At 61.9% G+C, this 25,866-nt stretch carries 23 protein-coding genes and 1 pseudogene; 12 read left to right on the forward strand and 12 right to left on the reverse strand.

Features of this window, described 5'->3' with window-relative positions; all coding sequences use genetic code 11:
* Nucleotide 1: 1 nt before the first annotated feature.
* Nucleotides 2-924, reverse strand: a pseudogene (locus B384_RS18155) (methylenetetrahydrofolate reductase).
* A 289-nt stretch (nt 925-1,213) separates the two neighbouring features.
* Here B384_RS18155 and B384_RS18160 point away from each other — a divergent pair.
* Nucleotides 1,214-2,332, forward strand: a complete 1,119-nt coding sequence (locus B384_RS18160; RefSeq protein WP_050994886.1) for an FUSC family protein — start codon at nt 1,214-1,216, stop codon at nt 2,330-2,332.
* Here the strand turns inward: B384_RS18160 and B384_RS0107500 are convergent.
* Nucleotides 2,298-3,404: an App1 family protein gene (locus tag B384_RS0107500; protein WP_019482499.1), complete on the reverse strand. Its 1,107-nt coding sequence runs from the start codon at nt 3,402-3,404 to the stop codon at nt 2,298-2,300. The two genes, B384_RS18160 and B384_RS0107500, sit on opposite strands and share 35 nt — an antisense overlap.
* 52 nt (nt 3,405-3,456) lie before the next feature.
* On the opposite strand from B384_RS0107500, the gene B384_RS0107505 reads away from it, so the two are divergent.
* A complete protein-coding gene (locus B384_RS0107505) occupies nt 3,457-4,194 on the forward strand; it encodes a M50 family metallopeptidase (protein ID WP_019482500.1) in 738 nt (245 codons plus the stop codon).
* Nucleotides 4,195-4,478: 284 nt separating this feature from the next.
* On the forward strand, nt 4,479-5,879 hold the full coding sequence (locus B384_RS0107510; protein WP_019482501.1) for a GGDEF domain-containing protein: 1,401 nt from the start codon (nt 4,479-4,481) through the stop codon (nt 5,877-5,879).
* Here B384_RS0107510 and B384_RS0107515 read toward each other — a convergent pair.
* A complete protein-coding gene (locus B384_RS0107515; RefSeq protein WP_019482502.1) occupies nt 5,872-7,482 on the reverse strand; it encodes a cellulase family glycosylhydrolase in 1,611 nt (536 codons plus the stop codon). The genes B384_RS0107510 and B384_RS0107515 overlap by 8 nt on opposite strands.
* A gap of 160 nt (nt 7,483-7,642) precedes the next feature.
* Here B384_RS0107515 and B384_RS0107520 point away from each other — a divergent pair, with 160 nt between their 5' ends.
* The gene (locus tag B384_RS0107520) at nt 7,643-7,918 is read left to right on the forward strand and encodes a hypothetical protein (protein WP_019482503.1); all 276 of its coding nucleotides are present in this window, start codon (nt 7,643-7,645) and stop codon (nt 7,916-7,918) included.
* 9 nt (nt 7,919-7,927) lie between these two features.
* On the opposite strand, the gene B384_RS0107525 is transcribed toward B384_RS0107520, so the two are convergent.
* Nucleotides 7,928-8,944 carry an NAD(P)-dependent alcohol dehydrogenase gene (locus B384_RS0107525; protein ID WP_237715258.1) on the reverse strand — a complete coding sequence of 339 codons (1,017 nt, stop codon included), beginning with the start codon at nt 8,942-8,944 and terminating at the stop codon, nt 7,928-7,930.
* 150 nt (nt 8,945-9,094) lie between these two features.
* Between B384_RS0107525 and B384_RS0107530 the strand changes: the two genes are divergently transcribed.
* The 3 genes from B384_RS0107530 to B384_RS0107540 all read left to right on the forward strand — a co-directional run bounded on the left by B384_RS0107530 (nt 9,095) and on the right by B384_RS0107540 (nt 11,367).
* Nucleotides 9,095-10,021, forward strand: coding sequence for a 5'-3' exonuclease (locus B384_RS0107530; RefSeq protein WP_024477426.1), 927 nt, complete (start codon nt 9,095-9,097; stop codon nt 10,019-10,021).
* Between the two features lie 117 nt (nt 10,022-10,138).
* Nucleotides 10,139-10,498, forward strand: coding sequence for a VOC family protein (locus tag B384_RS0107535; protein WP_019482507.1), 360 nt, complete (start codon nt 10,139-10,141; stop codon nt 10,496-10,498).
* Nucleotides 10,499-10,701: 203 nt separating this feature from the next.
* The gene (locus B384_RS0107540; RefSeq protein ID WP_024477427.1) at nt 10,702-11,367 is read left to right on the forward strand and encodes a hypothetical protein; all 666 of its coding nucleotides are present in this window, start codon (nt 10,702-10,704) and stop codon (nt 11,365-11,367) included.
* Between the two features lie 39 nt (nt 11,368-11,406).
* On the opposite strand, the gene B384_RS0107545 is transcribed toward B384_RS0107540, so the two are convergent.
* The 4 genes from B384_RS0107545 to B384_RS0107560 all read right to left on the reverse strand — a co-directional run bounded on the left by B384_RS0107545 (nt 11,407) and on the right by B384_RS0107560 (nt 15,672).
* Nucleotides 11,407-12,660, reverse strand: a complete 1,254-nt coding sequence (locus B384_RS0107545) for an ABC transporter permease (protein ID WP_019482508.1) — start codon at nt 12,658-12,660, stop codon at nt 11,407-11,409.
* Entirely contained in the window at nt 12,657-13,538 is an 882-nt protein-coding gene (locus tag B384_RS0107550) for an ABC transporter ATP-binding protein (RefSeq protein WP_019482509.1), read from the reverse strand. Before B384_RS0107550 ends, B384_RS0107545 begins: the two co-directional genes overlap by 4 nt.
* 81 nt (nt 13,539-13,619) lie before the next feature.
* A complete protein-coding gene (locus tag B384_RS0107555; RefSeq protein WP_019482510.1) occupies nt 13,620-14,309 on the reverse strand; it encodes a response regulator transcription factor in 690 nt (229 codons plus the stop codon).
* Between the two features lie 16 nt (nt 14,310-14,325).
* Nucleotides 14,326-15,672 carry a sensor histidine kinase gene (locus B384_RS0107560; protein ID WP_019482511.1) on the reverse strand — a complete coding sequence of 449 codons (1,347 nt, stop codon included), beginning with the start codon at nt 15,670-15,672 and terminating at the stop codon, nt 14,326-14,328.
* Between the two features lie 289 nt (nt 15,673-15,961).
* On the opposite strand from B384_RS0107560, the gene B384_RS18165 reads away from it, so the two are divergent.
* Nucleotides 15,962-17,983 carry a S8 family peptidase gene (locus B384_RS18165; RefSeq protein WP_083850879.1) on the forward strand — a complete coding sequence of 674 codons (2,022 nt, stop codon included), beginning with the start codon at nt 15,962-15,964 and terminating at the stop codon, nt 17,981-17,983.
* A gap of 32 nt (nt 17,984-18,015) precedes the next feature.
* Here B384_RS18165 and B384_RS0107570 read toward each other — a convergent pair whose 3' ends face one another.
* Together B384_RS0107570 and B384_RS0107575 are read right to left on the reverse strand one after the other, a co-directional pair.
* Nucleotides 18,016-18,405 (reverse strand): SHOCT domain-containing protein, encoded by a 390-nt coding sequence (locus B384_RS0107570; protein ID WP_019482513.1) that lies wholly within the window; start codon nt 18,403-18,405, stop codon nt 18,016-18,018.
* A 63-nt stretch (nt 18,406-18,468) separates the two neighbouring features.
* Nucleotides 18,469-18,858 (reverse strand): SHOCT domain-containing protein, encoded by a 390-nt coding sequence (locus B384_RS0107575; protein ID WP_019482514.1) that lies wholly within the window; start codon nt 18,856-18,858, stop codon nt 18,469-18,471.
* A gap of 209 nt (nt 18,859-19,067) precedes the next feature.
* On the opposite strand from B384_RS0107575, the gene B384_RS19645 reads away from it, so the two are divergent.
* Together B384_RS19645 and B384_RS0107585 are read left to right on the forward strand one after the other, a co-directional pair.
* On the forward strand, nt 19,068-20,168 hold the full coding sequence (locus B384_RS19645) for a GGDEF domain-containing protein (RefSeq protein WP_237715259.1): 1,101 nt from the start codon (nt 19,068-19,070) through the stop codon (nt 20,166-20,168).
* Nucleotides 20,169-20,242: 74 nt separating this feature from the next.
* Nucleotides 20,243-21,265: a DUF808 domain-containing protein gene (locus B384_RS0107585; RefSeq protein WP_019482516.1), complete on the forward strand. Its 1,023-nt coding sequence runs from the start codon at nt 20,243-20,245 to the stop codon at nt 21,263-21,265.
* Between the two features lie 45 nt (nt 21,266-21,310).
* Here the strand turns inward: B384_RS0107585 and B384_RS20520 are convergent, their stop codons facing one another.
* Complete coding sequence (locus B384_RS20520) at nt 21,311-21,553, reverse strand: hypothetical protein (RefSeq protein WP_156809012.1); 243 nt, start codon at nt 21,551-21,553, stop codon at nt 21,311-21,313.
* Nucleotides 21,554-22,334: 781 nt separating this feature from the next.
* Between B384_RS20520 and B384_RS18175 the strand changes: the two genes are divergently transcribed.
* Both B384_RS18175 and B384_RS20530 read left to right on the forward strand, forming a co-directional pair.
* On the forward strand, nt 22,335-24,254 hold the full coding sequence (locus B384_RS18175; protein ID WP_237715260.1) for a CBM96 family carbohydrate-binding protein: 1,920 nt from the start codon (nt 22,335-22,337) through the stop codon (nt 24,252-24,254).
* Between the two features lie 456 nt (nt 24,255-24,710).
* A complete protein-coding gene (locus tag B384_RS20530; protein WP_019482518.1) occupies nt 24,711-24,860 on the forward strand; it encodes a hypothetical protein in 150 nt (49 codons plus the stop codon).
* A 230-nt stretch (nt 24,861-25,090) separates the two neighbouring features.
* Here B384_RS20530 and B384_RS0107600 read toward each other — a convergent pair whose 3' ends face one another.
* Nucleotides 25,091-25,405: a hypothetical protein gene (locus tag B384_RS0107600; RefSeq protein ID WP_019482519.1), complete on the reverse strand. Its 315-nt coding sequence runs from the start codon at nt 25,403-25,405 to the stop codon at nt 25,091-25,093.
* Nucleotides 25,406-25,866 lie beyond the last annotated feature (461 nt).

The following is a 25,866-nucleotide window of genomic DNA, read 5'->3' on the forward strand; positions in this document are numbered from 1 at the left end:
ATCAGGCGGATCGGCTGAGACCTGGTGCCGGGGGGCGGCTGAGCTCGAGCCGGTCCAGGACGTCAAGTGCCGCCGCATGTTCGTTGAAGGTGTAGATGTGGAGGCCCGGGGCGCCGTCGTCGAGCGCCGCATGGGCGAGGTCCACGGTGGCCTGAACGCCGATGCGGCGCCGCGCGGCGTCGTCGTCGGCGTTCATCAGCCGGTCCCTGAGCGTGGCGTCAACCTCGATACCCGCGAGCTCGCTGAGACGCTCCAGCCGCTGCACGCTGGTGAAGGGGATGACACCGGGAATGATGGGAATCTCCACCCCGGCTCTGCGGGCGGTACGCAGGAGCCGACGGTAGTGATCGGGAGCGAAATACACCTGGGTGATCGCGAAGTCGGCGCCAGCGGACTGCTTGGCCAGCAGCACCTCGATGTCATGTTCGAGACTGGGCGATTCAGGGTGTTTGGTGGAGTAAGCGGCTACCCCGACGGCGACCTTCCCCGCACACAGGTGGGCTNNNCTGTCAGCTGACGCTCCACCCGCCGGATCAGCTCTACCAGCTCGCTGGCATAGTGCAGCTCCCCTGCTGACAGTGACATGCCCTGGGGCCGGTCACCCCGCAATGCGAGGATGCCGCGCACCCCACGGGAGATCAATTCATCGATCAGCCCCATGAGGTAGTCGCATGAATTACCCACGCAGGTCAGGTGGGCCAGGGGCTTCAGGGTGGTCTCATCGAGTAGCCGCATGAGCAGACCGATGGCCGTGTCACGGTTGGAGCCGGACGCCCCGTAGGTGACGGACACGAAGTCGGGGCGGGTACCCTCAAGGGCTCTGATCGTCCGCCAAAGAGCCGCTTCTGCGCTGGCGGACCGGGGCGGGAAAAGTTCGTAGGACAGAGCGGGGTAGCTCTGCGGGGGCGAATGCGCGAAAGACATTTGTGTCCTTGTCGATAGGTCACTGCTGAAACGGTAGGCATCAGTTGAGTGAATAACCAGGAGGGACGCAGAGCTGAGTTCAGGCGTGGCGTAGCCGCACACCGCTTGAACTTCTGCGAACAAATGTCAGGCCCACATGGAGGCACCCACACTCTCCGCCGGAGAGTCGCTGACCCGTTACTGAAGTAACTTGAGGGCTACGCTACGCCGTCGACCCGGTGGCATCAAGTATCGGCCGCGTAATACTGCGTCATTGGATGTATTCGGCATTGCTGGGAGAATAGCAAGCATGCTGAAAAAACCATCCGGTGCACGCCTGCTAACCCAAATGGGTGGGCTGGTCCGACACAGGCGGATACTGCTGGCCGTCAAGGCCGCGCTCGCCGCGTCAATTGCCTGGCTGATCGCTCTGCAGGTTCCGGGAGTCGCTGCGGAGTATCCGTACTACGCACCGCTCGGCGCCGTGGCCTGCATGTATCCGACCATCTCGGGTTCAGCCAAACAGGGATTCCAGATCCTTATCGGGCTGGCCATCGGGTTCGCCCTGGCGTTCCCTATCATTTTCCTGGGCGATCGCTCGGTGTTCTCCATCGCGCTGGTGGTTGGTTTTGGGGTGCTGGCCGGTGGTCTGCCGCGCATCGGTGCAGGCCGGGACTGGATTCCCATTGCCGCCCTGTTTGTGCTCCTGCTCGGCGGCGACGATCCCGATGGTTACTCGTTCGGGTATCTGGTGCAGATGCTGGTGGGCGTGACCGTTGGGCTAATCGTGAACATCGTCATTGTCCCGCCCCTGCATCTCACTGGTGTGATCACTGGACTCGACGACCTCAGGTCGGCGCTGTCCCTGCAGCTCAAGGACATGGGTGAGGCGTTGCGGGAACAATGGCCCCCCGAGCACGAGGAATGGGCCGACCGGCAGACCAAACTCACCACGTTCAGCCAGGAGGTGCGTACAGCGGTTCAACTGGCTGATTCGAGCCGCCACGGGAACATCCGTCAGTACCGTCACAAAAGGGACCTCGCTGCAGATTTCCACTCCCTGCAGTCGATGGAGCGAATCACTTTTTATGTGGAGGACATGACCGAGTTGCTCGCCGACGTCATCTGGCGATCACCGGAGACCACCCCGCTGCCCAAGCCCCTGGGACCGCCGCTCGCCCACGCACTTAACCTGACCGCCGCCGCTGTTGAAGAGTGGGACACCACAGCCGATTCGATGACCGATGCAGAAGCGGCGGTGGAAGACCTGATGGGGCACGTCAAACACGTCTCGCCGGATGATCGCATCGAAGCCACGGCTTCGATGGGCATGTCCCTAAGGCGCATCCTGCTGACCATCCACGCTGACGCTGGCCCCCAGGACCAGGAGGGAATTACTCTGCCGGCTCCTGAAACGAATGATCAATGATGCCAAGATCAGCGAGCTGCGCCGACATTCCAGCGCCATCCGGTGCATACACCCACGGAATATTCGGCGTCCGCGATGACGGTTTCGCGTTCGATCGGCCACCGGCCAGGACCGCCTCACCCATGGTGAGCTGGCGGATGGCGACCGCGCGCACATTCTGCGGGTAGTGGTCCGCGAAGTCGGCGTAAATTTCTTCATCATGCTGCCCGTTGTCACCGATGAGGAGCCACTTAATGTCGGGGAATTCGCCTGCGAGCCGTTTCAGAGAGCTGCGTTTATGCTCGGGTCCGCTGCGGAACCACCGGTCCCGGGTCGGACCCCAATCGGTGAGCAGTTTCGGACCCGCTGGATAGAGGTTCCGGGAGAGAAACCGGGTCAGCGCGGGAGCAACATTCCATGCTCCGGTGGACAGGTAGAGCACGGGAGCACCGGGAGTCTCCTGGGTGATCCGTTCGAGCAGGACTGCCATGCCGGGCGTCGCCGCCCTGGCGTGCTCGTCCAGAACGAACGTGTTCCAGGCCGCCAGGAAGGGCCTGGGCAGGGCTGTGACCATCACCGTGTCGTCAATATCAGACACCACCCCGAAGGTGGTGCCGGACTCGATAATCCGCACCGGCGACTCAACCAGGTTGTCATCGGCGGACCGCAACTTGATGGTGTGCCACCCGGGGGCAAGCTGCGCATCTATGCGCGCATCGACGATGCCGCCACGGTCGGCGGTCACCTCATGGATTTCCCCGTCAATCTCAACTGTGACCTTCGCGTAGCGCACCGGCGCGCTGGTGAAGTTGCGCCAGCCACGGATGCCCTCCTTGATGGTCTTCAGCACTTCGCCGCCCTTGATGGGCGCCATCTCTACTGGATCGGCAAGAACCACACGGGCGAGCACCCGAATCCAGGTTGCTGAGCCATAGCCGGTGTAGGGAATGATGGTCTCCACATGCCCACGCTTGATGGCGACATTGGTCTGGACCGAATGCCAGGCGTCGTCGATCCTCAATCCGAGGTGGGTACGTTCCTTGACGCCGTCGCGCTGCGGGTCGGGCTGACTTGATGGGGTGCTCGATGACATGCCACTAGTCTTTCACGCCGGCGTACCCATCTTCGTTCAGTAGGGTGGTGCAATGATCGAGACGTGGTGGTACCAGCTCCTGGGCGGATTCACCCGGGCCGCGCCCCCGGAGATCACCGGTGTTGAGCTGCTCATCATGGTAATCGCTGCCGCGCTTCTCTCACTCCCCCGGGCAACCTGGCGGTATTTCGGCTTGTTCACCACCATCGTGCATGAACTCGGCCATGCGTTCGCCGCCCTCATGACGGGTCGTGTCCTCAAAGGAATCACCCTCACCATGGACCATGCGGGCACGACGACGACGATCGGCCGGCCGGGGTGGCGGTCCGCCTGGTCCGGCTTCTGGGGGTATCCGACGCCGGCTGCACTCGGGGCGGCCCTGACCTGGGCCGGGGTGAACGGCTGGGGTCCGGCGGCCCTGTCGACCGGCGCATTGATCCTCCTGGCGGCCCTGGCGTTCATCCGCAATGCTGGCGGTGTACTGATTCTTCTGGTGACAGTCAGTCTTTCGATGGTGCTGGTCCTGGCAGTGCCTGAGGAACTGACCGGGCACGTGGTGGTTGCCCTTGGTCTGGCCTTGCTGGTTGGTTCGGTCCGTGATCTTGGCAAGGTGCTCGCGGTCCATCTGCGACGGCGTCGGGAGCTCCAGTCCTCCGATGCTTACCTGCTCTATCGCAGCACCGGCGTCCCATCGCCGGTTTGGCTGCTGTTGTTCGCGGCTGTCATTGCCGGATCGCTCGTCGCTGCATGGATTTCACTCTCGGGGGAGATGGGTCCAGGAATCGCCTAGCATCATCAGCTTGTTCGCGGCCCGGCTGGCTGCTTCTCCGCAATTTTTCCGCTGTATCGGGTGGGATATACGTAAGATGACCGAATTGGGGCTACCGTAGGGATGCCACACTGATCGTGGCGCGGGCGCGTGGTGCGCTCCTCAACAGATTCGGGAGCATCTCGGTGATATTTCGGTGGGGGAAGTCTGTTCTCGCTGCATTTCCGCGTGGTTCGCGACTCCCTGATCCCGCATGGAACTCCCGACACCGGTTAATCGTCCTTTTCGCGCTGGTGGCATCCGGGATGGTCACCGTATTCGCCCTCGGTCTGGGGACCTCCCCGTGGATGGCTTTATCGCTCGGGGTTCCGCCGGTGGCTGTGGCCCTGGTGGCGTGGAAGGCTCCCATCGGTCGGAGGTTCAGTGCGTCGCTGAGCTCCGCCTCCCTAATGCTGATCGCCGCCCTCGTGGTGCATATCAGTGGCACCATCGAAGCCCATTTTCTGTTTTTCATTCTGGTCCCGGTGGTCGCCCTCTACGAGGATTGGGCCCCGCTGGCGACAGCATCTCTTCTGGTTCTCGGTTATCACGCCTTCATGGGTCTGCATTCCCCTACCGCGGTTTACAACCACCAGGCTGCCACCGACAGCCCGGTGGCATGGTCCCTGATTCACAGCGCGTTATTTCTGGCCATGTGCGTCACCAGCATTGTGCACTGGACCATCCATGAGCGCGCCAGACGCGAAGAGAATACTCTCCTGGATCGCCTCGCCGACCAGGCCCTCCATGACCCCCTGACGGGCCTTGCCAACCGAACTCTCCTTCACGATCGACTCAACCAGGCTCTCAGCCTGAGCCAGCGGACCGGGGCGTCGGTCATGGTGATCGCAGTCGACATAGACGGTTTCAAACCAGTCAACGATTCCTATGGGCATGCCACCGGAGATGCTCTCCTGGTCGAGCTCGCGCAGCGATTGGGGTCCTGCATCAGGGCCGGCGACACTGCAGCGCGCAACGGTGGCGACGAATTCACCCTGCTCCTCCCTGGCACTACCAGGGAGGAGGCCCCGGGTATGGCCGGGCGCATCCTCGCCGCCGTCAGTCCACCCTTCAGCCTGCCCGGCGTCGAGCTGGAAATGAGCGTCAGCGTTGGCCTTGCTGTCAGCTCAACGGGCACGGAGGGCGAAGCGCTCCTGCAGGAGGCGGACCAGGCGATGTATTCGGCGAAGCACAATGGGCGGGGTGGCTACGTCATCTTTGACAGGTCCCTCGTGCCGGGAACGCTCGGCACGATGACTGTCCACCCTGACCAGGCCCGCGGCTGGGTGGCATACACCCAGTCGCTCCGCGCCGAAATTGCTTCAGCCAAAGACCTTGGGCGGATTCCCGAGCAATCCCGCGGCCCGGAGACGGTCCGCCGTACCCTGGAATCGATCATTGCCGCAATCGACCAGTTGCCGCATGGTCCGCAGACAGCGAAGTTGCCGTTACCCGAACGAAACGCTCTCGAGGAGTTTGTCTTCCACCATGACCTGGTGCAGCACTGGGCCGACACCCTGCTGGCTGACTCAATCATTCAGGTTGAGCGGTCGGCGGAGGCCAACCTTTTCTGGCTTGCGCTACGGAGGTCAGCGATGAAGGACCACGGGGACCCCGGGAACAGCCCGGAGTCCGACGGGGACAACGTCCCCGTGGCAGCTACTTAGCGCTGACCGTGACTACCGGCTTGACCGGCGGCTTGGGTGCGTTCACTTGCAGACCGACCGTTGCCGTCTGACCCTTTCGCAGGGTTTTGGTCCAGTCCGAGCCGACACAGGTCACCGATTTCCTGGTCACCGACGTGCACTTCATCCCCCAGGAGTTGGCAACACTGATGACGTTGGGGTCGGTGAACGTCACCGACCACGAGTTCACGGCCCTGGAAGCACTGACCGATATCTGGGCGACATATCCCCCGTTCCACGAACTCTGCAACGACCACTTGGCGGCAACCGCGCTCGATCCTGTTCCCGGAACCGGGGTAGCCGTCTTGCTGGGTGTAGGGGCAGGGGCCGGCTTCGACGTTGGCGCAGGCGCGGCCGACTGGGTAGGTGTGGGCACCGCCACGGGCCGAAGGATGGGCTTCAGCGCGGCAAGTTTGGCGGTTTCCGGGGTACGCCAATCCGACTTTAGTAGTCCGCCAGTGTCGGAACTGTTGGGATTGAACGACCAGTAGGCGAAGCTTGTTCCGTTCGCTGCCAAATAGCTCACGAGCTTACCCATCCACTGCTTGTCAGAGGTGGTTTCCAATTTTGAACCGAATTCTCCGACCAGGACAGGCGCTATCCCGTTCTTGGAAATATAGCCCCAGTTGGCGTCCCAAATTCCCGGCAGATTCGCGGGGTAATTGGATGCCGAGAACCATTTTTGCGGATATACCGATGCCGGGTAATCGTGCGGTGAATAGACCACCTGGTTGGGTACCGTCAGCTTTACGGGTTTCTTGGCCACATCTGCGAGGCCGCCGCCCCACCAGGTCCAGGAGCCGTTGCCCTGGGCCTCGACGCCTTCAACGATGATCAGGAGCTTGGAGTTCACTGTTTGAACTGCCTTGCCAGCGCGGGTCGCGGCAGCGTGCCAGTCATGTGCGGGGTTCGAGCCGCCCCAACGTGCTACGCCGTGGGGCTCGTTGTGAAGGTCGAAGCCGATCACTGTGGGTTCGTTTTTGTACCGGGTGGCGAGCTTCTTCCAGTCGGCGATCCACTGCGCCTCGCTGTACTGGGGGGTGTACCAAAGCTCTGACTGAGCGGCCGAGGACGGGCGGTGTCGGTCAAGAATGACGTTTAGTCCCAAAGCCTTGGACTTGGCGATGAAAAGGTCCATCACCTGCTGTGGGGTCTTTTTCGCCAACTCCGGGTTGGCGTAGAAGTTGGTGTCAGAGCTGACTTTGCCGGTGGTGATGCACTGGTTGGAGTACGGCAGTCGAATGGTGTTGAAGCCCATCGACTTTATCTGCCGGAGCCCGTCATTGAGATTGATGGTCCACAGTCCGTGGGGGACGCAGTCGGGCGTCTCCAGGCCAAACCAATTGGCCGCCCTGATGACATAGGGCTTGTTTGCCGCGTCGCGAATTGTTCCGCCGTCAGTGTGCAGCCACCCCGCGCCCTTAGTGGACACATTTGCCGCGTGAACAACGTTCAAAGCTTCGGGAGCCGAAGCAGGCGGGACACCCCCGCAGCCTGCCAACGCAAGCATCACTGCCGCCATCGTTGCCGTAGCCGCCAGGAAACGCCCACGGAATCCCGCCCGAGTGCCGGAATGTTCAGCCATAAAATTCAGTTCCTTCTAAATGAGACCAGCTATTCCGGCAATAATCTCTCTGAGAATACGCTAGAAACGCTTCCGCCTGCCCGCAGGTTCGGGCACCCTGCGGAGACGTTGCCGTGGGTCACAGGGTATTCTTGATGCTGACGAAAGGGGCGGGGCACAGATGTCCAAAAGTAAGCGGAACGACTCGTCGACCGTCGACCTCCACCCGTGGCCGGTGCCGGTGAATAGCCGAGCCCTGCACATCGCGAAAATGGTCTTGGGTGCGGGGATGATTGTCCTGCTTCTCACCCAGGTGATGCCAGTGAACTTGCTGGGCGGAATGATGAATAACTTCTTCACCATTATTCTTTTACTTTCCTGGGCGGGCCCGGCACGGCGGATGATGCGCCGTTACTCATCGGGCGGGCGGAATAATCCCCCCGCTGAAGAACAGTAATTCGCAACGTTACACACGGACTGCGAGCTTCCCACTCACCGCCCCCTCTTCCAACCGACGCATAGCCTGCGGAGTCTGGTCCAGCGGATAGGTACCGCCAAGCTGCGGAGTGATGACGCCTGCCTCGACCAGGCCTCCCAGCAACTCCAGATCAGCGGAGCGCTCCTTGGCGACAAACATCCTGAGGTTTTGGCTGATAAAGGGAGACATCAGGACTGCCCGTAGCTGGCGCCCGATACCAATCCAGTCGCCAGCGCCTTCACCTCCGATAATGACAGCTGTTCCTTTGGATCTCAGCGCCCCTCGAAGGCGGTGCAGTGAGGAGTTGCCTCCTATGTCCAGGATCAAATCGTAATTCCGTCCCGCATGTGAGTAGTCTTCAGTGGTGTAGTCGACGACCTGGTCTGCCCCCAGGGACCTGACAAAATCCAGCTTCTGAGTGCTACACACCCCGGTGGTCTTGGCCCCGAAATGCTTCGCCAACTGGACGGCATAGCTGCCCACCCCACCTGAGGCGCCGATTACCAGAACTGACTGTCCGGCTTTGACCCGGCCCATCTCCCGCAGGGCCTGCAGCGCTGTCACAGCTGACACGGGAACTATCGAGGCACTCTCGGAGGACACGCCTGGCGGCTTATGCGCGAGCTTGTCCTCCCGGGCCACAGCGTATTCGGCGAACGCACCCGCGCCGATCCCGAACACTTCGTCCCCGATCCGAAACCCCCGGACGCCTGTACCGACGTCGACGACGGTGCCCGCCAACTCCTGACCGGAAACTGGCTGACGGGGTGTGCGCAGTCCGAAGACGAGGCGGAGCAGGTAAGGCTTGCCGGTCATGATGTGCCACGCTCCCCTGTCGAGACCGGCGGAACGCACCTGGACAAGCACCTGGTGAGGTGCCGGTGCAGGGCGCGGAATTTGTTCGAGGGTCAGCACAGAGGCAGCCCCGTACCCCCGCTGCACCATCGCGCGCATCATCGCGCCCTGCGGCAGGTTAACGCTGGTTTGCCTTTTTCTGGTCACCATAGCTGGCTCCATTCAGCAGTTTTCGCGCTTTTCCGATGAAGTACCATCTTGGTCCTCCGCACATAGTACTGAGGACGTGGGGACCATGGAGGAAATTTTCGCCGGCATTCTTGACCTTGTCTTTGAGCCCTCTCGTGAGAGGATCACGGTGTGGCTAACCGACTGATGCTCCTTGACACCGCGTCCCTCTACTTCCGCGCGTTTTACGGATTGCCCGATTCCCTGAGGGCTCCCGACGGAACTCCGGTCAACGCCGTGCGCGGCCTGCTGGATATGATCGCTCGGCTTGTCGCTGACTATGAGCCGACCCACCTGGTCGCTTGCTGGGACGACGATTGGCGCCCCGCCTGGCGGGTCGATCTCATCCCGAGCTACAAGGCCCACCGGATGGTCACCGCGGTGGCCGTCGGCGTCGACATCGAGGAAGTACCGGAAGGGCTGGTGGCCCAGGTGCCAATGATTCGTGACGCCCTGGCCGCCTTCGGAATTACGCTGGTTGGAGCTGCCGAGCACGAGGCCGACGACGTCATCGGCAGTCTGGCAGCCCAGGCCGAGTTCCCCGTGGACATCGTCACCGGTGACCGGGACCTCTTTCAGTTGGTCGACGATAGCCACGACGTTCGGGTGATCTACACCGCCCGTGGCATGAGCAAACTGGAAGTCCTGACTGACGCCACGGTTGTCAGCAAATATAAGGTGCTGCCGGGTCAGTACGCGGATTTCGCTGCATTGCGGGGGGATACTTCCGATGGCCTGCCCGGGGTGCCGGGAATTGGCGATAAGACTGCCGCCAGCCTGCTGCAGGAGTTCGTAGACCTGGACGGAATTGTTGCAGCTGCCAACGACCCTGGTTCCTCCATGTCCGCCTCCATGCGGGCCAAAATTGTCAAGGCAGCCGATTACCTGTCGGTGGCCCCCACAGTGGTCAACGTAGTCCGCGACCTCGACCTCGGGGAATTGAATGCGAGAATCCAGCCCCTCGATGCAGGTCATCTGGACCGGATCGAGCAGTTGACCACTGACTGGAATTTGGGCGGCTCCTCGGGGCGTGCCCTGAAGTCGTTGGGGAACAGCTGACCGGCTCCGCTGCTAGGCCGGCGAGGCGGTAAGCACCACGTTCTTGAACATTGTGAATCCGTTCACCCACCGGGCTTGCCTCTTCAATTTGGCCAGGTGCGGCAGTAAGCTTCCGGCATGGCCATCGCTCGCTATCCCAGTGTCGTCATTGACTGCCCCGATGCGGCGTCCCTCGCAACCTTCTACGGGGCACTGCTCGGGTGGAAAGTGGATGCCGACGACGGTTGGGCGGATATCCGCCCCGACGACGGGAGTAACTGCATCTCATTTCAGCAGGTGGCAGATTACCGACCTCCTGCCTGGCCGGACCAGGGCAGCCCACAGCAGATGCACTTCGACCTGATGGTTGAAAACCTGGACGAAGGCGAGGCTGTGGTCCTCGGCCTCGGCGGCACCAAGGCCGCAGTCCAGCCCGGTGAAACCTTCCGGGTCTTCCTTGATCCGGCGAGCCACCCCTTCTGCCTGTGTGTCGCGTAGACAGCGCCATGCAGATAGGATCCCTGGCTGATATCGAGCTGAACATTCCTGAGCAACTGATCCGCAACGGGTAGGAGCACACCACGAGGCACCAGGACGTTGTATAACGGTTGGCTCACGTAACCAAGTCGTGCTGTCGGTTGGCGCGCCGCATCGGTAGTGTCCAAGCTATCTACCGACCAATCCTTACGAAAGCACAGCCCGTGAAGAAGTTCTCGCCCCTTCTTGCCCTCCCCATCGCAGCCCTGCTCCTTGCCGGCTGCGTTTCCAACACTGAGCCCTCGGCGGAGGTGACCAGTTCAGAGTCGAGCGCCTCCCCCGCCACCACGTCGTCGGCCACCCCCACGCCGACCGCTGAGGGTTCGTCGTCGCCTGCGGAAACTCCTGACGCTCCCGAATCGGCTGGTCCCGTACCGGGCGCCGAACCGTCAACAGCACCGGCGCCCGAACCGACCGAGGACGCTACCAATGTCACAGCGCCGACAGAAGCGCCAATCACCGAAACGTCCGAACCTCCGATTCCCGGGTTGTCGGGTTCTTACGATGACCTCGAACTGGTCTCCACCTGGGATGGGCTACGGGTGGTCCGCCATGTCGGAACCACCTGGAACGTCGTCGGCTCCGGCTATGCACCCGGTGCGGAAATCCAGATGAACTTCGGACCCGCCCAAACCGATTCGTCGCTGATCGGATACCCCCTTGTGTATGCCGACGCCAACGGCAATTACACCTTCCAGATCAGCCTGGCACCAGATCTCGCGCCCGGCGATTACGGCCTCATGGCCATTCCTACGGGTCTTGGTTTCGAGGAGTCGGAGGCAGCCAAGCGGTTTGCCCTCATTGAGGTTGTCTCCACCTGGGCGCCGTAAACCGCCCAGGTGGAGACACCGCCGGCTCCCCTCGGGATGCTACTGCTCCAGCTTGATTGCTTTCCGTAAGCTCAGCGCCCCACCACCCTGCATGACTGCACGTCGGTAGATCTTCTCGCCGACGTGCAGCAAGGCAACGGCTGCCGCCAAGGCGATCACCAGTGATAGGAGTGGCTCCCAGAGAGCCACCGGCGAGTTCAGTACCCGGATCGGCATCGCCACCGATGACACCACGGGGAGGTAGGAAGCCACCACCAGGAGTTGGCCGGAGGCGAACAATCCGACAAAGAGAGCCGCAAAGATCAGGGCCATCACCGGCGTCGAATTATTGTTCAGATCCTCCGGCCTGCTCGCCAGCGACCCGAGAACAGCCCAGATCGCGGCGAGGATCAGAAATCCGAAGAGGAAGAACACCAGGAACCAGCCCGAAGCCGGAATGATACTTCCCACCAGATCGGCTGTGTCAGTCAGGTTCAGGGCCAGCAGGGCAGCACCGCCGTAGAGGGCTAGCTGGACCATGGCCAGGATGGTGTTGCCCAACACCTTGCCGTAGAGCAGTTGGCGGATCGGGATTGCGGTAGCCAGGATTTCCACCACCCGGTTCTGTTTTTCCTCGACCACCGAGTTGGCAATGGCCATGCCGAAGATGATTGATGCCATATAGAACAGGAAGCTGAAGACGAATCCGGCGATCGTAGCGAGCAACTGGTTTTCTTCGCTGCCTTCCAGTAGGGATTGTTCCAGGTCGGCCCCCGATAGCAGCTGCTCCGCCGTGGTTCCTGCCGCAGCGGCGTTCTGGCCCAACACATACTCGTTGAGCGACTCGTCAATCTGCTGGCTGATCCCCGAATCGACCTCGGTCTTTCCCGTGAGCTGCCAGCTACCGTCGGTTTCCCGCAGCAACGCAGCGTCAGCTTCCTCGGCACGTACCAGTTCCACGGCAGCATCCGCGGACGCTGCGACGACGGCGGTGAAGGTGACGTTCCCGTCGTCGGCCTGGCCCGCCTGATCGGCGAGCTCGACGACGGCAGCGGCCGCTGAATCGGACTGCACGGCAACCGTGAAGTCGTCGCCGCGGTTCATCATGAAGGCGTTGAACACAACGCCAGCGACGATCAGCACCAGCGTGACGACCGTGCTGATCGCATAGCTGCGATCCTTCGCCTTGATCATGACCTCACGCAGCGTCACGATCAGCCAGGGCGGTTGGGTTCCTGGTGGCTGCGGTCTGGGCCCCGATGCTGGCGACGGCGCGCCGCCGTCGCGCTCTTTGACTGGCGTTTCGGTGCTCATTGGGAGACCTCCCGGTAGATTTCGCTCAGGCTGGGCCTGATCCGGCTGAATTCGTGCACACTGCCGCGGGTCATCGCTGAGGCGAGCACGCGCTGCGCGGCGTCGTCGTCGTCGAATTCCACCACCGCGTCCTGTCCTGCGACGTCGATGACCCGCACCTCGGCTTCCTCACGCACCCAGCCGGCATCGGGGGTGACCGTCATCCGGTGGCGCCGGGGTGCTTTTGCCCGGAGGTCGTCGCCGGAGCCGGACGCTACGAGGCGCCCTTGCCGCAGGACCACCAGGTTGTCGCACAACCGGTCCACCAGGTCCAACTGGTGGCTGGAGAACAGCACCGGCACTCCGTCGGCTGTCCGGTCGCGCAACAGTTCGACCATCGAGTCGACTGCTACCGGGTCCAGCCCGGAAAACGGCTCATCGAGGATCAGAACCGTGGGCCGGTGAAGCAGCGACGCGGCAATCTGGACGCGCTGCTGGTTCCCGAGGGACAACGATTCGAGTTTGTCCTTGCCGCGGCCGCCGAGCTGAAACCGATCCAGCAGGTCCTGCGCTTGTGCCCGCGCGTCGGAGGCCGTCATCCGATGCAGTTGGCCGAGGTAGACCAGCTGATCGAGAATGGGCTGCTTCGGGTACAGTCCCCGCTCTTCGGGCATGTAACCAAAGGTTGACCGGTCGTCGGCTGTAATGGGTCGGCCGTCCATCAGCACCTGCCCACCATGCGATGTGAGCACCCCCATGATCATCCGCATAGTGGTGGTTTTACCGGCACCGTTGGCGCCAACAAATCCGGTCATCTGACCGGACGGGATGGTGAAGCTGACGTCGTCGACAGCGGTATTCTCACCGAATCGTCGCGTGAGGTTCTGGACCTGCAGCATGTGGTGTCCTCCTGTAGATTTCCCTGGAATCAACCCTAGGCAACGCCCCCGCCCGGGGGATGAGTCAAAAGGCTGAACCTGCTACTCCCCCGGACGGATGAGACCACTTTCGTAGGCGAAGACCACGGCCTGCACCCGGTCCCGAACCTGCACCTTCGCCAGCAACGATGACACATGCGACTTGACGGTGGCCTCCGCCAGAAAGAACCTACCGGCCAGTTCGGCATTGCTGAGACCGGTCGCCAGGCTGGAGAGAATTTCCTTCTCCCGCTGTGTCAGCGAGTCAAGCCGTTTGCGGAGTTCAGCGCTGGGCTGGGCACCGGGGGTGGTCTCCCCCGCAACCTCGAGGGACCTGGCGAAGCGTTCGATCACACGAACGGTCACCTCGGGTGCGAGCAGTGCGTACCCGCCGGCAACCGCCTGCACCGCGGCGATCAAATCGTCAGGATCGGCGTTCTTCAGGAGAAACCCGCTGGCACCACTGCGGATAGCGTCAAAGAGATAGTCATCGCGTTCGAAGGTAGTCAGGATGATGACTTTCCCGCGGCCGGCCCGGGTGATCAGCTCGGTAGCCTGGATGCCATCCATGAGTGGCATCTGCACGTCCATCAGGATCACATCGACCTCGTGCCGGTGGGCGAAATCAACCGCCTCCTGACCGTTGGTGACCTGACCGACCACCTCAATGTCCTCCTCGATGGAGAGCATGGTGGCGAAGCCTGCCCGAACCAGGGCCTGGTCATCGGCAAGCAGAACGCGGATCGAATCCATGGAATGTCTTTCTGGGTTAGTGAACGAGGAACCTGGCACGGACACGCCAGCCGCCTTCGGAGCGTGGTCCAATTTCGGCAGTGCCCCGGTGCAGTGCCACCCGTTCTCGGATGCCCTGCAGACCAAACCCGGACCCTGGCTCGGATTTGGGACGCGGCATCCCATTGTCCACTGTTTCGAGCTCGACCCACCGCTGGTCGCCGACGAGTCCGGTCCGCAGCGTCATCACCGCGGAACCGGCGGTCGAATGGCGCCGCACGTTGGTGAGCGATTCCTGGGCCGTCCGGAATAGCGAAAGGGCCAGTGGTGCCGAAACTCTGGCCAGTGCGCCGGGGATGTCTTCCACCATGCCAAACTTGACGGTCAGCCCAAGCTCCCGATGCTGGCGGGCCAGTGCTTCCAGATCGTCCAGGCCGGGTTCGGGGCGCCGCCCGCCGTCGTCGGTGTCGCCGAGATCGGTGCTCTCGGATCGGAGCACGCCAAGGAGGTTCCGCATATCCGTCACTGCTTGCCGGCTCGCTTGCTCGATGGTGCGCAGTGATTCGACGGCGACCTCCGGCCGCTTCTCGATAACCCGGCGTGCCGCACCCGCCTGAACGCCGATCACCGAGACGTGGTGCGCGACGACGTCGTGCAGTTCACGCGCGATTCGCAGCCGTTCCTCCACCACCGCACGCCTCGCCAGCTCGTCGGCCTGACGGGTGATCTCCGCGGCCTGTTCGGCGAGCTGGGTTCGCTGCAAGGCGTTGCGCCACGAGGTCATTCCGGCCAGGATGGCGCCGCCAAAGTAAGCGAAGTTCACCAGAAAGTTGTAAAGCGCCACCGATGCCAACGGATCGAGGATCCCGCCAACGAAATCAGGGTTGTCTTCACTCTGCGCCAGGACACCGTCGAAGGTGTTGGCCACCGTCAGGGCGAGGATGAGCCACAGGGCCATCGCCGCCACCACCACCGCGATGCCCAGCCACAACATCCGACGGTCCTTGGCCCACGCAATAGCCGAATACAGGGAGGCGAAATACGCCACCTGGTACGAGAGCTGAAGCGACACCAGGGGTGACAGCAGGCTCAGCCCGATGAAGAGGGCTGACATCGCCAGCATCACCAGGACCGGGTATTTGCGCCGGAGCACCAGGGGAACGATCATCAGTGCCAGCACTCCGTGCTGGACCCATACCGGGTGGTTGTCCTCCTCCACCATCCCAAAGCCGCGGGTCAGTTCCAGGGCGAACGCGCTGACCAGCGCGAAGATGACGACGCCGATGACGTCCCTGCGGAGCTCATCCTTTGTGGGACCGGGGCGTTCCCAGTTGTTGTCGTGGTCCCCGACCGTCTGGGATTTCAGCCGGGCGAGGAGGTTCACCGGTCCGGCCTTCCGGGAGCAGGGCGCGCGGGATCCATCATGAGTGCCAGTTTAGTCAGCGGGTGGTGCGCCCCGACTCCCCCGCACGGCCTAGTCCGATCGGATGACCTCCCCCCTCCTCGCTTTGGATCGAGTCAACACATATGGCAGGTTTGGTGCCGGAATGTGGCTATTTGTGTTGACTCGATCCGGGTTGGGGTGGGGCTGGGAAGTGGAACGCTGACCGGTTGTATGATTCCGGTGGGGGATGTCATGGTGGTCCCTTGACCTCGCTCTCAAGGAACTTGTTATGACGTTTGGCCCCAGTCCCCGGCATCCGAAAAGTTCCTGGCTGACTCGATCAATCGCTTCCGCTGCTGCTGCAGCCCTGCTGGCCGGGTCGATCACGGCGCTGCCCGCCTTCGCTGGGCAACAGTCCGACAAAACCGCTGGGGTTGCCGAGGCGCTGACTACGGACACCAATCCCGCAGACCATCCTGCTGACCGCTTCATTGTGAAGTTCGACGGCAACGGCGACGGCACCAGCGAACGGGGTAGGACCTACCAGAACACCGTCAACAGTCTCGGGATACCGGTCACCGAGGTAGGCGTCACCGTCGATGGTGCAACGGTGGTGGAAGCGACAGAGGACCTGACTGCCGAACAATCGGACGGCGTCGTCGCCGCTCTGGAATCGCGCGGGGATGTCGAATACGCCGAGGTCGATGTTTTCATGCAGCCGACGGCGATCGCCCCGGACGATGACCTGTACGACTCCCAGTGGAACCTGTTCGAGGCGGAGGCGGGGATGCGCGTCGATTCGGCCTGGGAGCGGTCAACTGGTGCGGGGGTGACGGTGGCTGTCATTGACACCGGGATTACGGAACATAGCGATTTGGCTGGGAACATCATTCCCGGCTACGACTTCATCACCAGCCCACAGATCGCCGGTGATAATGACGGCCGTGATTCAGACCCGACCGATGAAGGCGACCAGTGCAATTCCGATCCGTCGTCCTGGCACGGAACCCACGTAGCCGGAACGATTGGCGCCGTAGCGAACAACTCCCAGGGCATTGCCGGCGTCGCCTACGACTCACAGATTCAGCCAATCCGCGCTCTTGGAGCCTGCGGTGGGTACACCAGCGATGTTGCTGCCGCCACCCTCTGGGCCGCCGGCGGCAGCGTGCCAGGCCTCCCCCTGAACCCCACCCCGGCGAAAGTCATCAATCTCAGCCTCGGCGGCGCCGGCACCTGCGGGACAACCTTCCAGACCGCCATCAACTACGCAAACAGCCAGAACGCCGTCGTGATAACCGCCGCGGGCAATGAAAACACCTTCGCAAAATACACGACGCCAGCGAACTGCAACAACGTAGTTGTGGTCGGGGCCACCGGTCGTGAGGGAAACAAGGCCAACTACTCGAACCACGGGCCTGAAGTCGATGTAAGCGCTCCCGGCGGCGATGCGTCGACCGGCCGCTCCAGCGCAATCCTGTCCACCCTGAACAGCGGAGCCGGCCCGGAGACCGAAAGCTACGGCTATCTGCAGGGAACCTCGATGGCGACGCCCCATGTGGCGGGCGCCGCGGCGCTGATGCTGTCGGTTGATCCGTCGCTTACCCCGGCGCAGGTCGAGGCACAGCTCAAGGCGACCTCCCGCCCATTCCCTGGAGTTTGCTACACCGGAGGTTGCGGAACAGGGCTGGTTGATGCCGCGGCGGCAGTGAAAGCGGTAGCACCGGCCGTTAACCCGCAGCCATTCAGTGACGTTCCGGAGGGCATGAAGTTCCAGCGGGAAATGTCGTGGATGGCGGCCAGCGGAATAAGCACTGGGTGGACCGAATCCGACGGGGCCCGAGCATACCGGCCTCTGACAGCAGTGAACCGTGACGCGATGGCCGCGTTCATGTACCGCATGGCGGGCAGCCCGGCGTTCACTCCCCCAACAAGATCACCGTTTGCCGATGTGGATACCAGCCAGAAGTTCTATCTGGAGATGGCCTGGCTGGCATCCACCGGCATCAGCACCGACTGGGCTGGACCCAATGGCACAAAAACCTACCGTGCCCTCACCCCAGTGAACCGTGACGCGATGGCCGCGTTCATGTACCGCATGGCGGGCAGCCCGGCGTTCACTCCCCCAACAAGATCACCGTTTGCCGATGTGGATACCAGCCAGAAGTTCTATCTGGAGATGGCCTGGCTGGCATCCACCGGCATCAGCACCGGCTGGGCTGGACCCAATGGCACAAAAACCTACCATGCCCTCACCCCAGTGAACCGTGACGCGATGGCCGCGTTCATGTACCGGTTCTCCGAGGACTACTGAAGTGACTGACCCTGACAGGACCGGTTCCACGACTAGGCGCTCAGCGCCTTCTGCTTGATCAGGGTGTACTCCTCATCGGTGATGGTCCCCGCATCGAGGAGTACCCTCGCCTTATTGATTTCGTCACTGAGACTGACACCGGACACCGACCGGATATACGCGGACTGGGCGTCATGCCGGGCGACTGCCTGCTGTTCGTTCCGAGCCGTCATGCCGTCGCCGCGGGCGATGAGATACACAAGGATCGACAGGAAAGGCAAGAAAATGAGGCCGACCAGCCAGGCTGCCTTATGCCATCCTTTGAGGGTCTTGTCCCGGAAAAGATCAGCGATGACTGAGAACAGAATTGTGACAAAAGCCAGCACCGCGTAGATCCAGAAAAAGAACCAGAAGATGCTCCAAAAACTGTTCCAGAAATCCATAACTACTCCCTAGAGAAGGTGACGCCCGTTGAGCGTCGCATGTTGACTGGCACCGCGAGTGCGTTACCGGGCTAGCATCCGCTGTTTGATGAGCTCGTATTCCTCGGCGCTGATGGTTCCCGCATCGAGGAGAGCGTGGGCCTTGGAAATCTCGTCGCTGATGCTGGGACCGGCGGCCGACCGGATGTACTCGGCTTGCGCCTCCCTGCGTTCGGTGACCAGTCGCTGGCCCCGGTCCGCCATCCCGTCCCCCCGTGTGATCAGGTAGACCAGGATCGAAATGAACGGGACAAACACCAGGAAAACAAGCCATACCGCTTTGAGCCAACCGGACAGGGTCTCGTCGCGAAACAGATCTGCCACAACCGAGAACAACAGGGTCAGGAAGGCGATTACGGCATAGATCCAGATCAGTAGCCAAAAGAAGTCCCAGATTGTTGAAAGGATTTCCACTTTTACTCCTTCAGCGACGTGCGCGGGTTATCAGGACCTGCGGTGGGGTCCCGATGCTTGTACCTCAGCACTGTGCCCCTGCGCAGAGGTAACCACATCACCCGCATTGGATGAACCAACGTTTTCTTCTGCTGCAGGTTGGCCATAAGCCCCTTGCTGCTCTGAGCGGTTCGCCAGCAGATGGGCTACTGAACAGCAAGGTCTCAGCCATGTACACACCCCCACGCACCAACTCTCCTGCTGCTTTCGCGAGCCTCCTGAACTGGTTGCGCCGAACCCGGCCCTTCCCCTACCCGCGGGAGGTGGCTGTCTCCGCCATGGCCCTGTTCTATCTGGTGGGTGGCGTGGCGATGCTCCTCGTCCTGGTTTTCCCCCACCCGAGCACGTTGAATGATCGCCTTCTGATCGGACTGGGAGTGCTCCTCATCGTGATCGGTCTACCCGTCTACAAGCTGCGGCACCGGACTCCGCTGGCGGTTCTGCCGTGGCTGTTGGCTGCTGGCACAGCCGTCATCACCGCGCTGACCGCTACCGGCGGCAGTACTTCGGTGACGGTGTCATTCAGCTTTTTTTACCTCTGGGTGATCATCTTTGCGCTGCTGTTCCTGAATCCGCTGGTGGCCGCCGTGGAGATCAGATTCGCCGCCGTCGCCTACCTCAGCGTCGCAGTGCTCCCCCAGGAGCAATCCACCCACCAGTTGACCGCCTTTGAACCGATCGCACTTTTCACCGTCATTACCACCACCGGTGGTGTCATCATGTGGCTATCCCAGGCCCGTGAACACAGCGAAATAGACCCGCTGACCCTTGTCATGAACCGTCCAGGCCAGGACCGGATCCTTCAAGCGGCTCTGAGCGGGGACGATCCAACTGGCAAGAGGCTGGTCGCGGGACTGATCGACGTCGATCATTTCAAGAGCGTGAACGATCGTCAGGGTCACGCGGCAGGTGACCGGCTATTGGAGGAACTTGCGGGCGCCTGGCAGAGGGTACTGAGATCCGGTGACACCCTGGGGAGGATCGGCGACGACGAGTTTGTCGTCCTATTACCCGGTTGTTCCGCGAGCGAGGCAGACGGCATCCTTGAACGTCTCCGGGCAGCAGCGCTTGATCTGCAGGTGACCTGCTCGGTGGGGGCGGCCCTGTCCGAGAATCGGGACAGCGCGTCGCTGCTCCTCGGCCGGGCCGATACCGCGCTGTATCAGGCGAAGAACCTTGGGCGCAACAGGGTTGCGTGGGCTGTCGCCGGAACCAGGAGCCGGGTGAGCGCCACCATCCCTGTCGAATCTCCATCCGGACCATATACTTGAAGCATGCTGATCACTCGCCTCAACCGAGGCCCACGCACCCGGTTCTCCGCTCTCAAACAGTTTCGACTTGAACTGTGAGCGGCGGTCTCGTCGCCCTGCTGGACGATGTCGCAGCCCTCGCCCGCATAGCGGCTGCCTCGGTGGACGATGTTGCTGCTGGCGCCGCCAAGGCTGGCGCCAAAGCGGCAGGCGTGGTGATCGACGACGCCGCCGTCACCCCGCAGTACATGTCCGGGGCGGACCCGTCCCGCGAACTGCCGATGATCAAGCGAATCTTCTGGGGCTCGCTCCGTAACAAGCTGCTGATCATTCTGCCGGCATTGCTGCTCATCAGTGCCTTCATCCCGTGGATCATCCCATTCATCCTCATGCTGGGCGGCACCTATCTGTGCTTTGAGGGTGCCGAGAAGGTCTGGCACAAGCTCCGCGGGCATCACGATGCGGAAAAGGCGCCGGCGGTGGACCGGGGACCCGAGGCGGAGGCTAAAGTCACCAAGGGTGCCATCACCACCGACTTCATCCTGTCCTGCGAGATTATGGTCATCTCGATGAACGAGGTGGCTGACGAATCGATATGGGCCAGGGCGATTATCCTCGTCGTCGTGGCGATTGCGATCACCGTGATCGTCTACGGAGCCGTCGCTCTGATCGTCAAGATGGACGACATCGGCCTGCATCTGACCACCAAAGACTCCGCTAGCTCCAAGCGATTCGGCGAGGCGCTCGTGAAGGGGATGCCCGCCGTCCTCGCCGCCATCACCTTCATCGGCACAATCGCCATGCTGTGGGTCGGCGGGCACATCATGCTGCAGGGTGTGTATGACCTTGGCTGGCACCTACCGTACGACCTGGTCCATGCCCTTGAGGCCCCGTTCGTCGGGATCGCAGTGGTCGGCGATTTCCTGGCCTGGCTCGTGAACACCCTATGCTCGACCGTCTTGGGACTCGCCTGGGGTCTAATTGTGATGGCAATGCTGCACCCACTGCTCAAGGTGTTGCCGTTCGGCAAAAAAGAGGGCGGACACGAAGAGGGAGACCTCCGCGCCGCAATCGCCGGACATCGGCCAGCCAAACGCGACTCCGAGCCTGCCTCCTAGCGACGACGACGGCCCTGCCGGCACGAGGGTGCCGGAGGCCTCCATTCAGCGCCCTCGCCGGGGGCCAGCTAGCAGCCACCCGACGATGCCACCGAGCACAGTAAGACCAGGAACGAGATTCCACGACAGGCCCTGCAACTCACGTATTATTCCGGGGCTGGCTTCCAGCACCGGTGTGATCAGCGTGTAGCCGACGTATGCCAAGACAAAACCCAGACTGGCTCCGCCCAGCGCTCCCCAAAGCCGCCGACGGTATTCACGCCTGCCCGGTGCCGGTGGATCCTTCATGGCTCTCCTAGGGTCGCTTGTGTCTACGAGTATCGCAGGCTGCGCAACCGAACCGTTAGCATCTTCCGCGACAGGCGCTTCCCTGAGCTGACGCGGACTAATCAGACATTAGCGGGCTAAAAGTAATCCGCTGGAACAACTGATCCTTCCAGTTGTTCCAGCGGATCGTTGGTGGAGCTAAGGAGATTCGAACCCCTGACCCCCTGTTAGGGGATCGAGATTTCTCCTACGTTCCTGTGATGTCCAGTAATGCCCCCTAAGATCTCGTGATTTCCCCGTCAGGACGGGGGTGAACGGGGGAAGAATCCGGTTCAGTGTCAGGCTGTCCACCGTCATCACAATCGGGGGGTTGCTTTAAATGCTTGAACCATTTATTATGTACGAACTTGGGGGTCGAAATGACTGTGTGGACTGAAAGGTCGACGTTCAAAGTCCGGAGAGCAACATGGGCGGGCGTGGTAGAGGTCGCAGGGCTTTCTGGCATGGCGGCGTAAGGCGGAGAGGTGGTCGCTCGGCTGGTTTTCGCCCAGGCGGGTCGCGGAATCTGCGGCTCCAAGCACTGCTGACAACGCTGCTGCTTGCGGTGGGTGTTCTGGTGGCGCCTGTTGGGGCGTCGGCCGCTCCGGGTGATGTTGGGGTTGAAGGTCCGTCTTATTCAGGGACGGGAACACCTACGGGTTCGAAGCGGGCAACGAGTGGTTTGTGGTTCAACGACGGGCTCTGGTGGGGGAACCTGTGGGACCCGGCGAGCAGAGATTTTCATATCTTCCGGTTTGATGCCATGACGAGCTCGTGGGCCGATACAGGTGTGACGACGGACCCGCGGGCAAGCACCCATCATGACGTGTTGTGGGACGGGACGACGCTGTATGTGGCGAGCTACCGCTTCCTCAACGACGGTCGGCCGGCTGAGCCGAACTACCCGACGACGATGCGCCGATACAGCTACGACTCCAGTACGAAAACGTACATGCTGGTGAGTTCTACACAGATCAACAATCACCGCGTTGAGGCCCTGACCGTCGACAAGGACTCGACTGGTCGGGTCTGGGCTACATGGCAGCAGGACAACCGGATCTACCTGAACGTCACTGGAACCGACGGCACGACGTGGGGGACGCCGTTTCCGCATCCTGCACCGTTGAGCAACGTGTCGGTGGATGACACGTCGGCTGTGATTGCGTTCGGTGGGGACAAGATCGGTGTGATGTGGAGCCGGCAGCTCGGTGACTCCAACGATGGCATGTACTGGAGCTACCACGACGATGGAGCGTCGAACACCGCCTGGACCACCCCCGTGGCGGCGGTGCAGGGGCAGCGCAGCGGTGATGACCACATGAACCTGAAGTGGCTGGACTCCTCGGGTGATCAGGTTTTCGCCGCTATCAAGACGTCGTACACGTCCGCGTCCCAGCCGCTGATCCAGCTGTTGGCATTGAGTGGTACGACGTGGTCTGCGCACACGATCGCGACTGTGGCGGAGTGCCCGAACCGGGTAATGCTCCTGATCGATGAGAGCAAACAGGAGCTGCGTACCTTTGCTACCTATCCGAAACCGAGTGGCACGACGAACGCTGGTGTCTGCACCAGTTCGGGCGGCGCGATCTACGAGAAGTCCACGCCGCTGGGCGACATCAACTTCACCACCACGAAGACGGCTCGCATCGTCGACGCCGACCAGTATGTCCACAACGTGACGTCGACGAAGCAGAACCTGAACGCTGCGGCGTGGGGAACGGCCAACAGTGGGCTGCTGGTGCTCGCCAGTGTGAGCGCCACCAGTCGGTACTGGCACTTCTACGACCCTGGCAGCGGCAGCGGCAGCGGTGGTGATACGACGGCTCCGACGGTGACGGGTACGTCTCCGGAAGCAAGTGCGACGAGTGTGGCGGTGGGTACGAATGCGACGGGGACGTTCTCGGAGGCGATGGATGCCTCGACGATCACGTCGGGAACGTTCACGCTGCGGTCGGGGACGACGACGGTGCCGGCCGCTGTGATGTACAACAACACGGACATGGTGGCGACGTTGGACCCGGCTACGGATCTGGCGGCGGGCACAACGTACACGGCGACGATCAGGGGCGGATCCAGTGGGGTGATGGATGTTGCCGGTAATGCGTTGGCGGCGGACAGGACGTGGGACTTCACCACTGCGGCTGCCGCGGACGACGGCACGTTGGACGTGCCTGCCGAGGGCGGCGGCACATCGGAGACAGTCACCCTCACGGCCACCGCTGACAGCTATGTGTCGAGCGGGGCGACGGGGACCAACTATGGCACAAGTACCATCTTGGGTGTGGATAACAGGCCGGTGGAGGTCATGTACTTGAAGTTCGACCTGTCGGCGTATGCGGGTAGGACGTTGGAGAGTGCGACGCTGCAGCTGCACAGCGCCAGGAGCGGCTCAACGGGTATGCAGAACGTCAAGCTGGTCGCTGATGACAGCTGGACCGAGGGTGGGATCACCTACCTCAGCCGGCCGGCGCTCGGCACCAGCATCATCGGCACGCTCGGCCCGACAACGAAAGACATCAGCTACAGCGTTCCGCTGGCGGTCACTGGCCTGACCGGTGATCTCGGCCAACAGCTCTCTCTTGGCATGGACTCCAGCAGCAGCGACGGCCTGGACCTCAATTCCAGGGAGGCCGGCAGCACGGTCGCACCCACGCTCGTCCTCAACCTGGGCGAGGTCCAGTAGGAGGAGGAGTAGGCTGGCCGGAACCGCATCCGTGAGGATGCCAGCACTGCCCTGCCAGGAGCCGGGGGCTTGATGGAATACCAGCACATGTGTCCGGTCATTGAAGTGAACAACGACCTCCGTGGATTGGTCATTAGGTGCTGAACCGTACCGGTTTTCAGGTCCGGACCGTCAGATCCGGGGCGCAGGGCATAGCCGAGGCAACCATTTTACCTGCTTGTCCCTGATAACCCTCGAAAGCAGATTGCCACGATGGACGGTCATGAACTGGTGTACGCACTGCAGAGGCTGAGCCCTGTGCCGCTGGCGTTCCTTCCTCGTGGCAGAACAAAACGACATCCTAGCCGAAATGGGCCTCCAGGGATGCCACCTATGTGCACGTGGGTCTCGTGTCCAGCTCCGCCCGTAATTGCCGGTCGAGGCGTCCGGGCCCTGACCACTCATGATGGCGCAGCTGTGGACACCTGGTTGCATCAGCTCCGCGCCGACGTCGCCGAGCCACAGGTTAATCATGAAATGGCGCTGCTTCTGAAAACTCAGCCGTTGACCTTCATCGCCACCGCTACCTCCACCCTCGGCGCCATTGAGCAGTTCCTCGATGCGTAATGCACAACTCATCAATTGGGGGCGAGCAGCAGGTCAAGTCTCGCGTCACCCACCTGCCTGGACACAAATGATCCAGTGAAGCGTCGGCGGAGGGTCACACGTCATAGCCTGATTGAAAAATCACGAAAAACACACGAGGCTCACAGAATCAAAGACTCTCGGAAGGTTGAAGCGCTAGTACGCCGCAGCCAGAAAGTGGGCCTTGCGACAATCCCTCTACCCTGCCGTCCTCATCGGGTGGCGGCAGCGCTGATCATCACGGCAACAGCGAACCCGTCCTCGGGCGCATCCTCGACATCGTCCCAGAACCAGTCCAGCGTGCTGATGTGATCGCAACGGCTCTCACCAATGTTGCCGGCCTCAGCGGTGTCGTCTTCCTGGTCGTCGCCTACCGCAAGCAGCGCGACCTGGAGCGTGGCCGTTCTTTCGAACACCTCGGGCCGCAGCGCAACAAGTGGGCCATCCCGACCCAGCGGTCTGGATGGCTGGCGTTCACGCGATGACTGGGTGTGGCAGACCAGATCCGCGGACTCAAGCGGCAGCATGCATCAATGTCCTCTGCGGCAACCTCCGGCTTCCATATAGGTCGGACATTGGAGTGAACTGGCGAACTTCAGGATATTTTCGACCAGAAGTCGAGGAGCACCACAGCTACCGACAAACAACCAGGTCGTCAGGCAGGCCGTCGTCAGCGTCATTTCTTCCCACTTGAGGGTTACCGCCGATACTTCATGGTCAGGCTGCGGCTTCAATTTCCATGGAGTGGTGCTTGAAGTTGCACGCTTTGAAGGTGCCCTCTTTCCCGCCGACGCCCGCCTCGAAGGAGCCTATTCTGACCGGCGACTCCTGGTTCGGAGGAGTCAACCTTGCTGGCGACCCCCGGTTCGTCGAAGCTCGCTCCACCGGCCCAATCACGAAGGTCTAGAGCACATGGTTCAGCGGTGATGCCCCGTCCCCTCGGGTGCACTTCGGTTCAAACTCAGTCTTCTTTATCTATCCCAGAAAA

The sequence above is a fragment of the Arthrobacter sp. TB 23 genome, assembly GCF_000294595.1.
Lineage (GTDB): Bacteria > Actinomycetota > Actinomycetes > Actinomycetales > Micrococcaceae > Arthrobacter_D.

Bases quoted from the DNA above. Each gene is read 5' to 3' on its own strand.
- B384_RS18165 (WP_083850879.1), top strand. From the start codon at position 15,962: ATGACGTTTGGCCCCAGTCCCCGGCATCCGAAAAGTTCCTGGCTGACT.
- B384_RS0107555 (WP_019482510.1), bottom strand. From the start codon at position 14,309: ATGGATTCGATCCGCGTTCTGCTTGCCGATGACCAGGCCCTGGTTCGG.
- B384_RS20520 (WP_156809012.1), bottom strand. From the start codon at position 21,553: ATGAAGGATCCACCGGCACCGGGCAGGCGTGAATACCGTCGGCGGCTT.
- B384_RS0107500 (WP_019482499.1), bottom strand. From the start codon at position 3,404: ATGTCATCGAGCACCCCATCAAGTCAGCCCGACCCGCAGCGCGACGGC.
- B384_RS0107535 (WP_019482507.1), top strand. From the start codon at position 10,139: ATGGCCATCGCTCGCTATCCCAGTGTCGTCATTGACTGCCCCGATGCG.
- B384_RS0107570 (WP_019482513.1), bottom strand. From the start codon at position 18,405: ATGGATTTCTGGAACAGTTTTTGGAGCATCTTCTGGTTCTTTTTCTGG.
- B384_RS18160 (WP_050994886.1), top strand. From the start codon at position 1,214: ATGCTGAAAAAACCATCCGGTGCACGCCTGCTAACCCAAATGGGTGGG.
- B384_RS0107525 (WP_237715258.1), bottom strand. From the start codon at position 8,944: ATGGTGACCAGAAAAAGGCAAACCAGCGTTAACCTGCCGCAGGGCGCG.
- B384_RS0107515 (WP_019482502.1), bottom strand. From the start codon at position 7,482: ATGGCTGAACATTCCGGCACTCGGGCGGGATTCCGTGGGCGTTTCCTG.
- B384_RS19645 (WP_237715259.1), top strand. From the start codon at position 19,068: ATGTACACACCCCCACGCACCAACTCTCCTGCTGCTTTCGCGAGCCTC.
- B384_RS0107505 (WP_019482500.1), top strand. From the start codon at position 3,457: ATGATCGAGACGTGGTGGTACCAGCTCCTGGGCGGATTCACCCGGGCC.
- B384_RS0107550 (WP_019482509.1), bottom strand. From the start codon at position 13,538: ATGCTGCAGGTCCAGAACCTCACGCGACGATTCGGTGAGAATACCGCT.
- B384_RS0107600 (WP_019482519.1), bottom strand. From the start codon at position 25,405: ATGCTGCCGCTTGAGTCCGCGGATCTGGTCTGCCACACCCAGTCATCG.
- B384_RS0107520 (WP_019482503.1), top strand. From the start codon at position 7,643: ATGTCCAAAAGTAAGCGGAACGACTCGTCGACCGTCGACCTCCACCCG.
- B384_RS0107545 (WP_019482508.1), bottom strand. From the start codon at position 12,660: ATGAGCACCGAAACGCCAGTCAAAGAGCGCGACGGCGGCGCGCCGTCG.
- B384_RS0107510 (WP_019482501.1), top strand. From the start codon at position 4,479: ATGGTCACCGTATTCGCCCTCGGTCTGGGGACCTCCCCGTGGATGGCT.
- B384_RS18175 (WP_237715260.1), top strand. From the start codon at position 22,335: ATGACGAGCTCGTGGGCCGATACAGGTGTGACGACGGACCCGCGGGCA.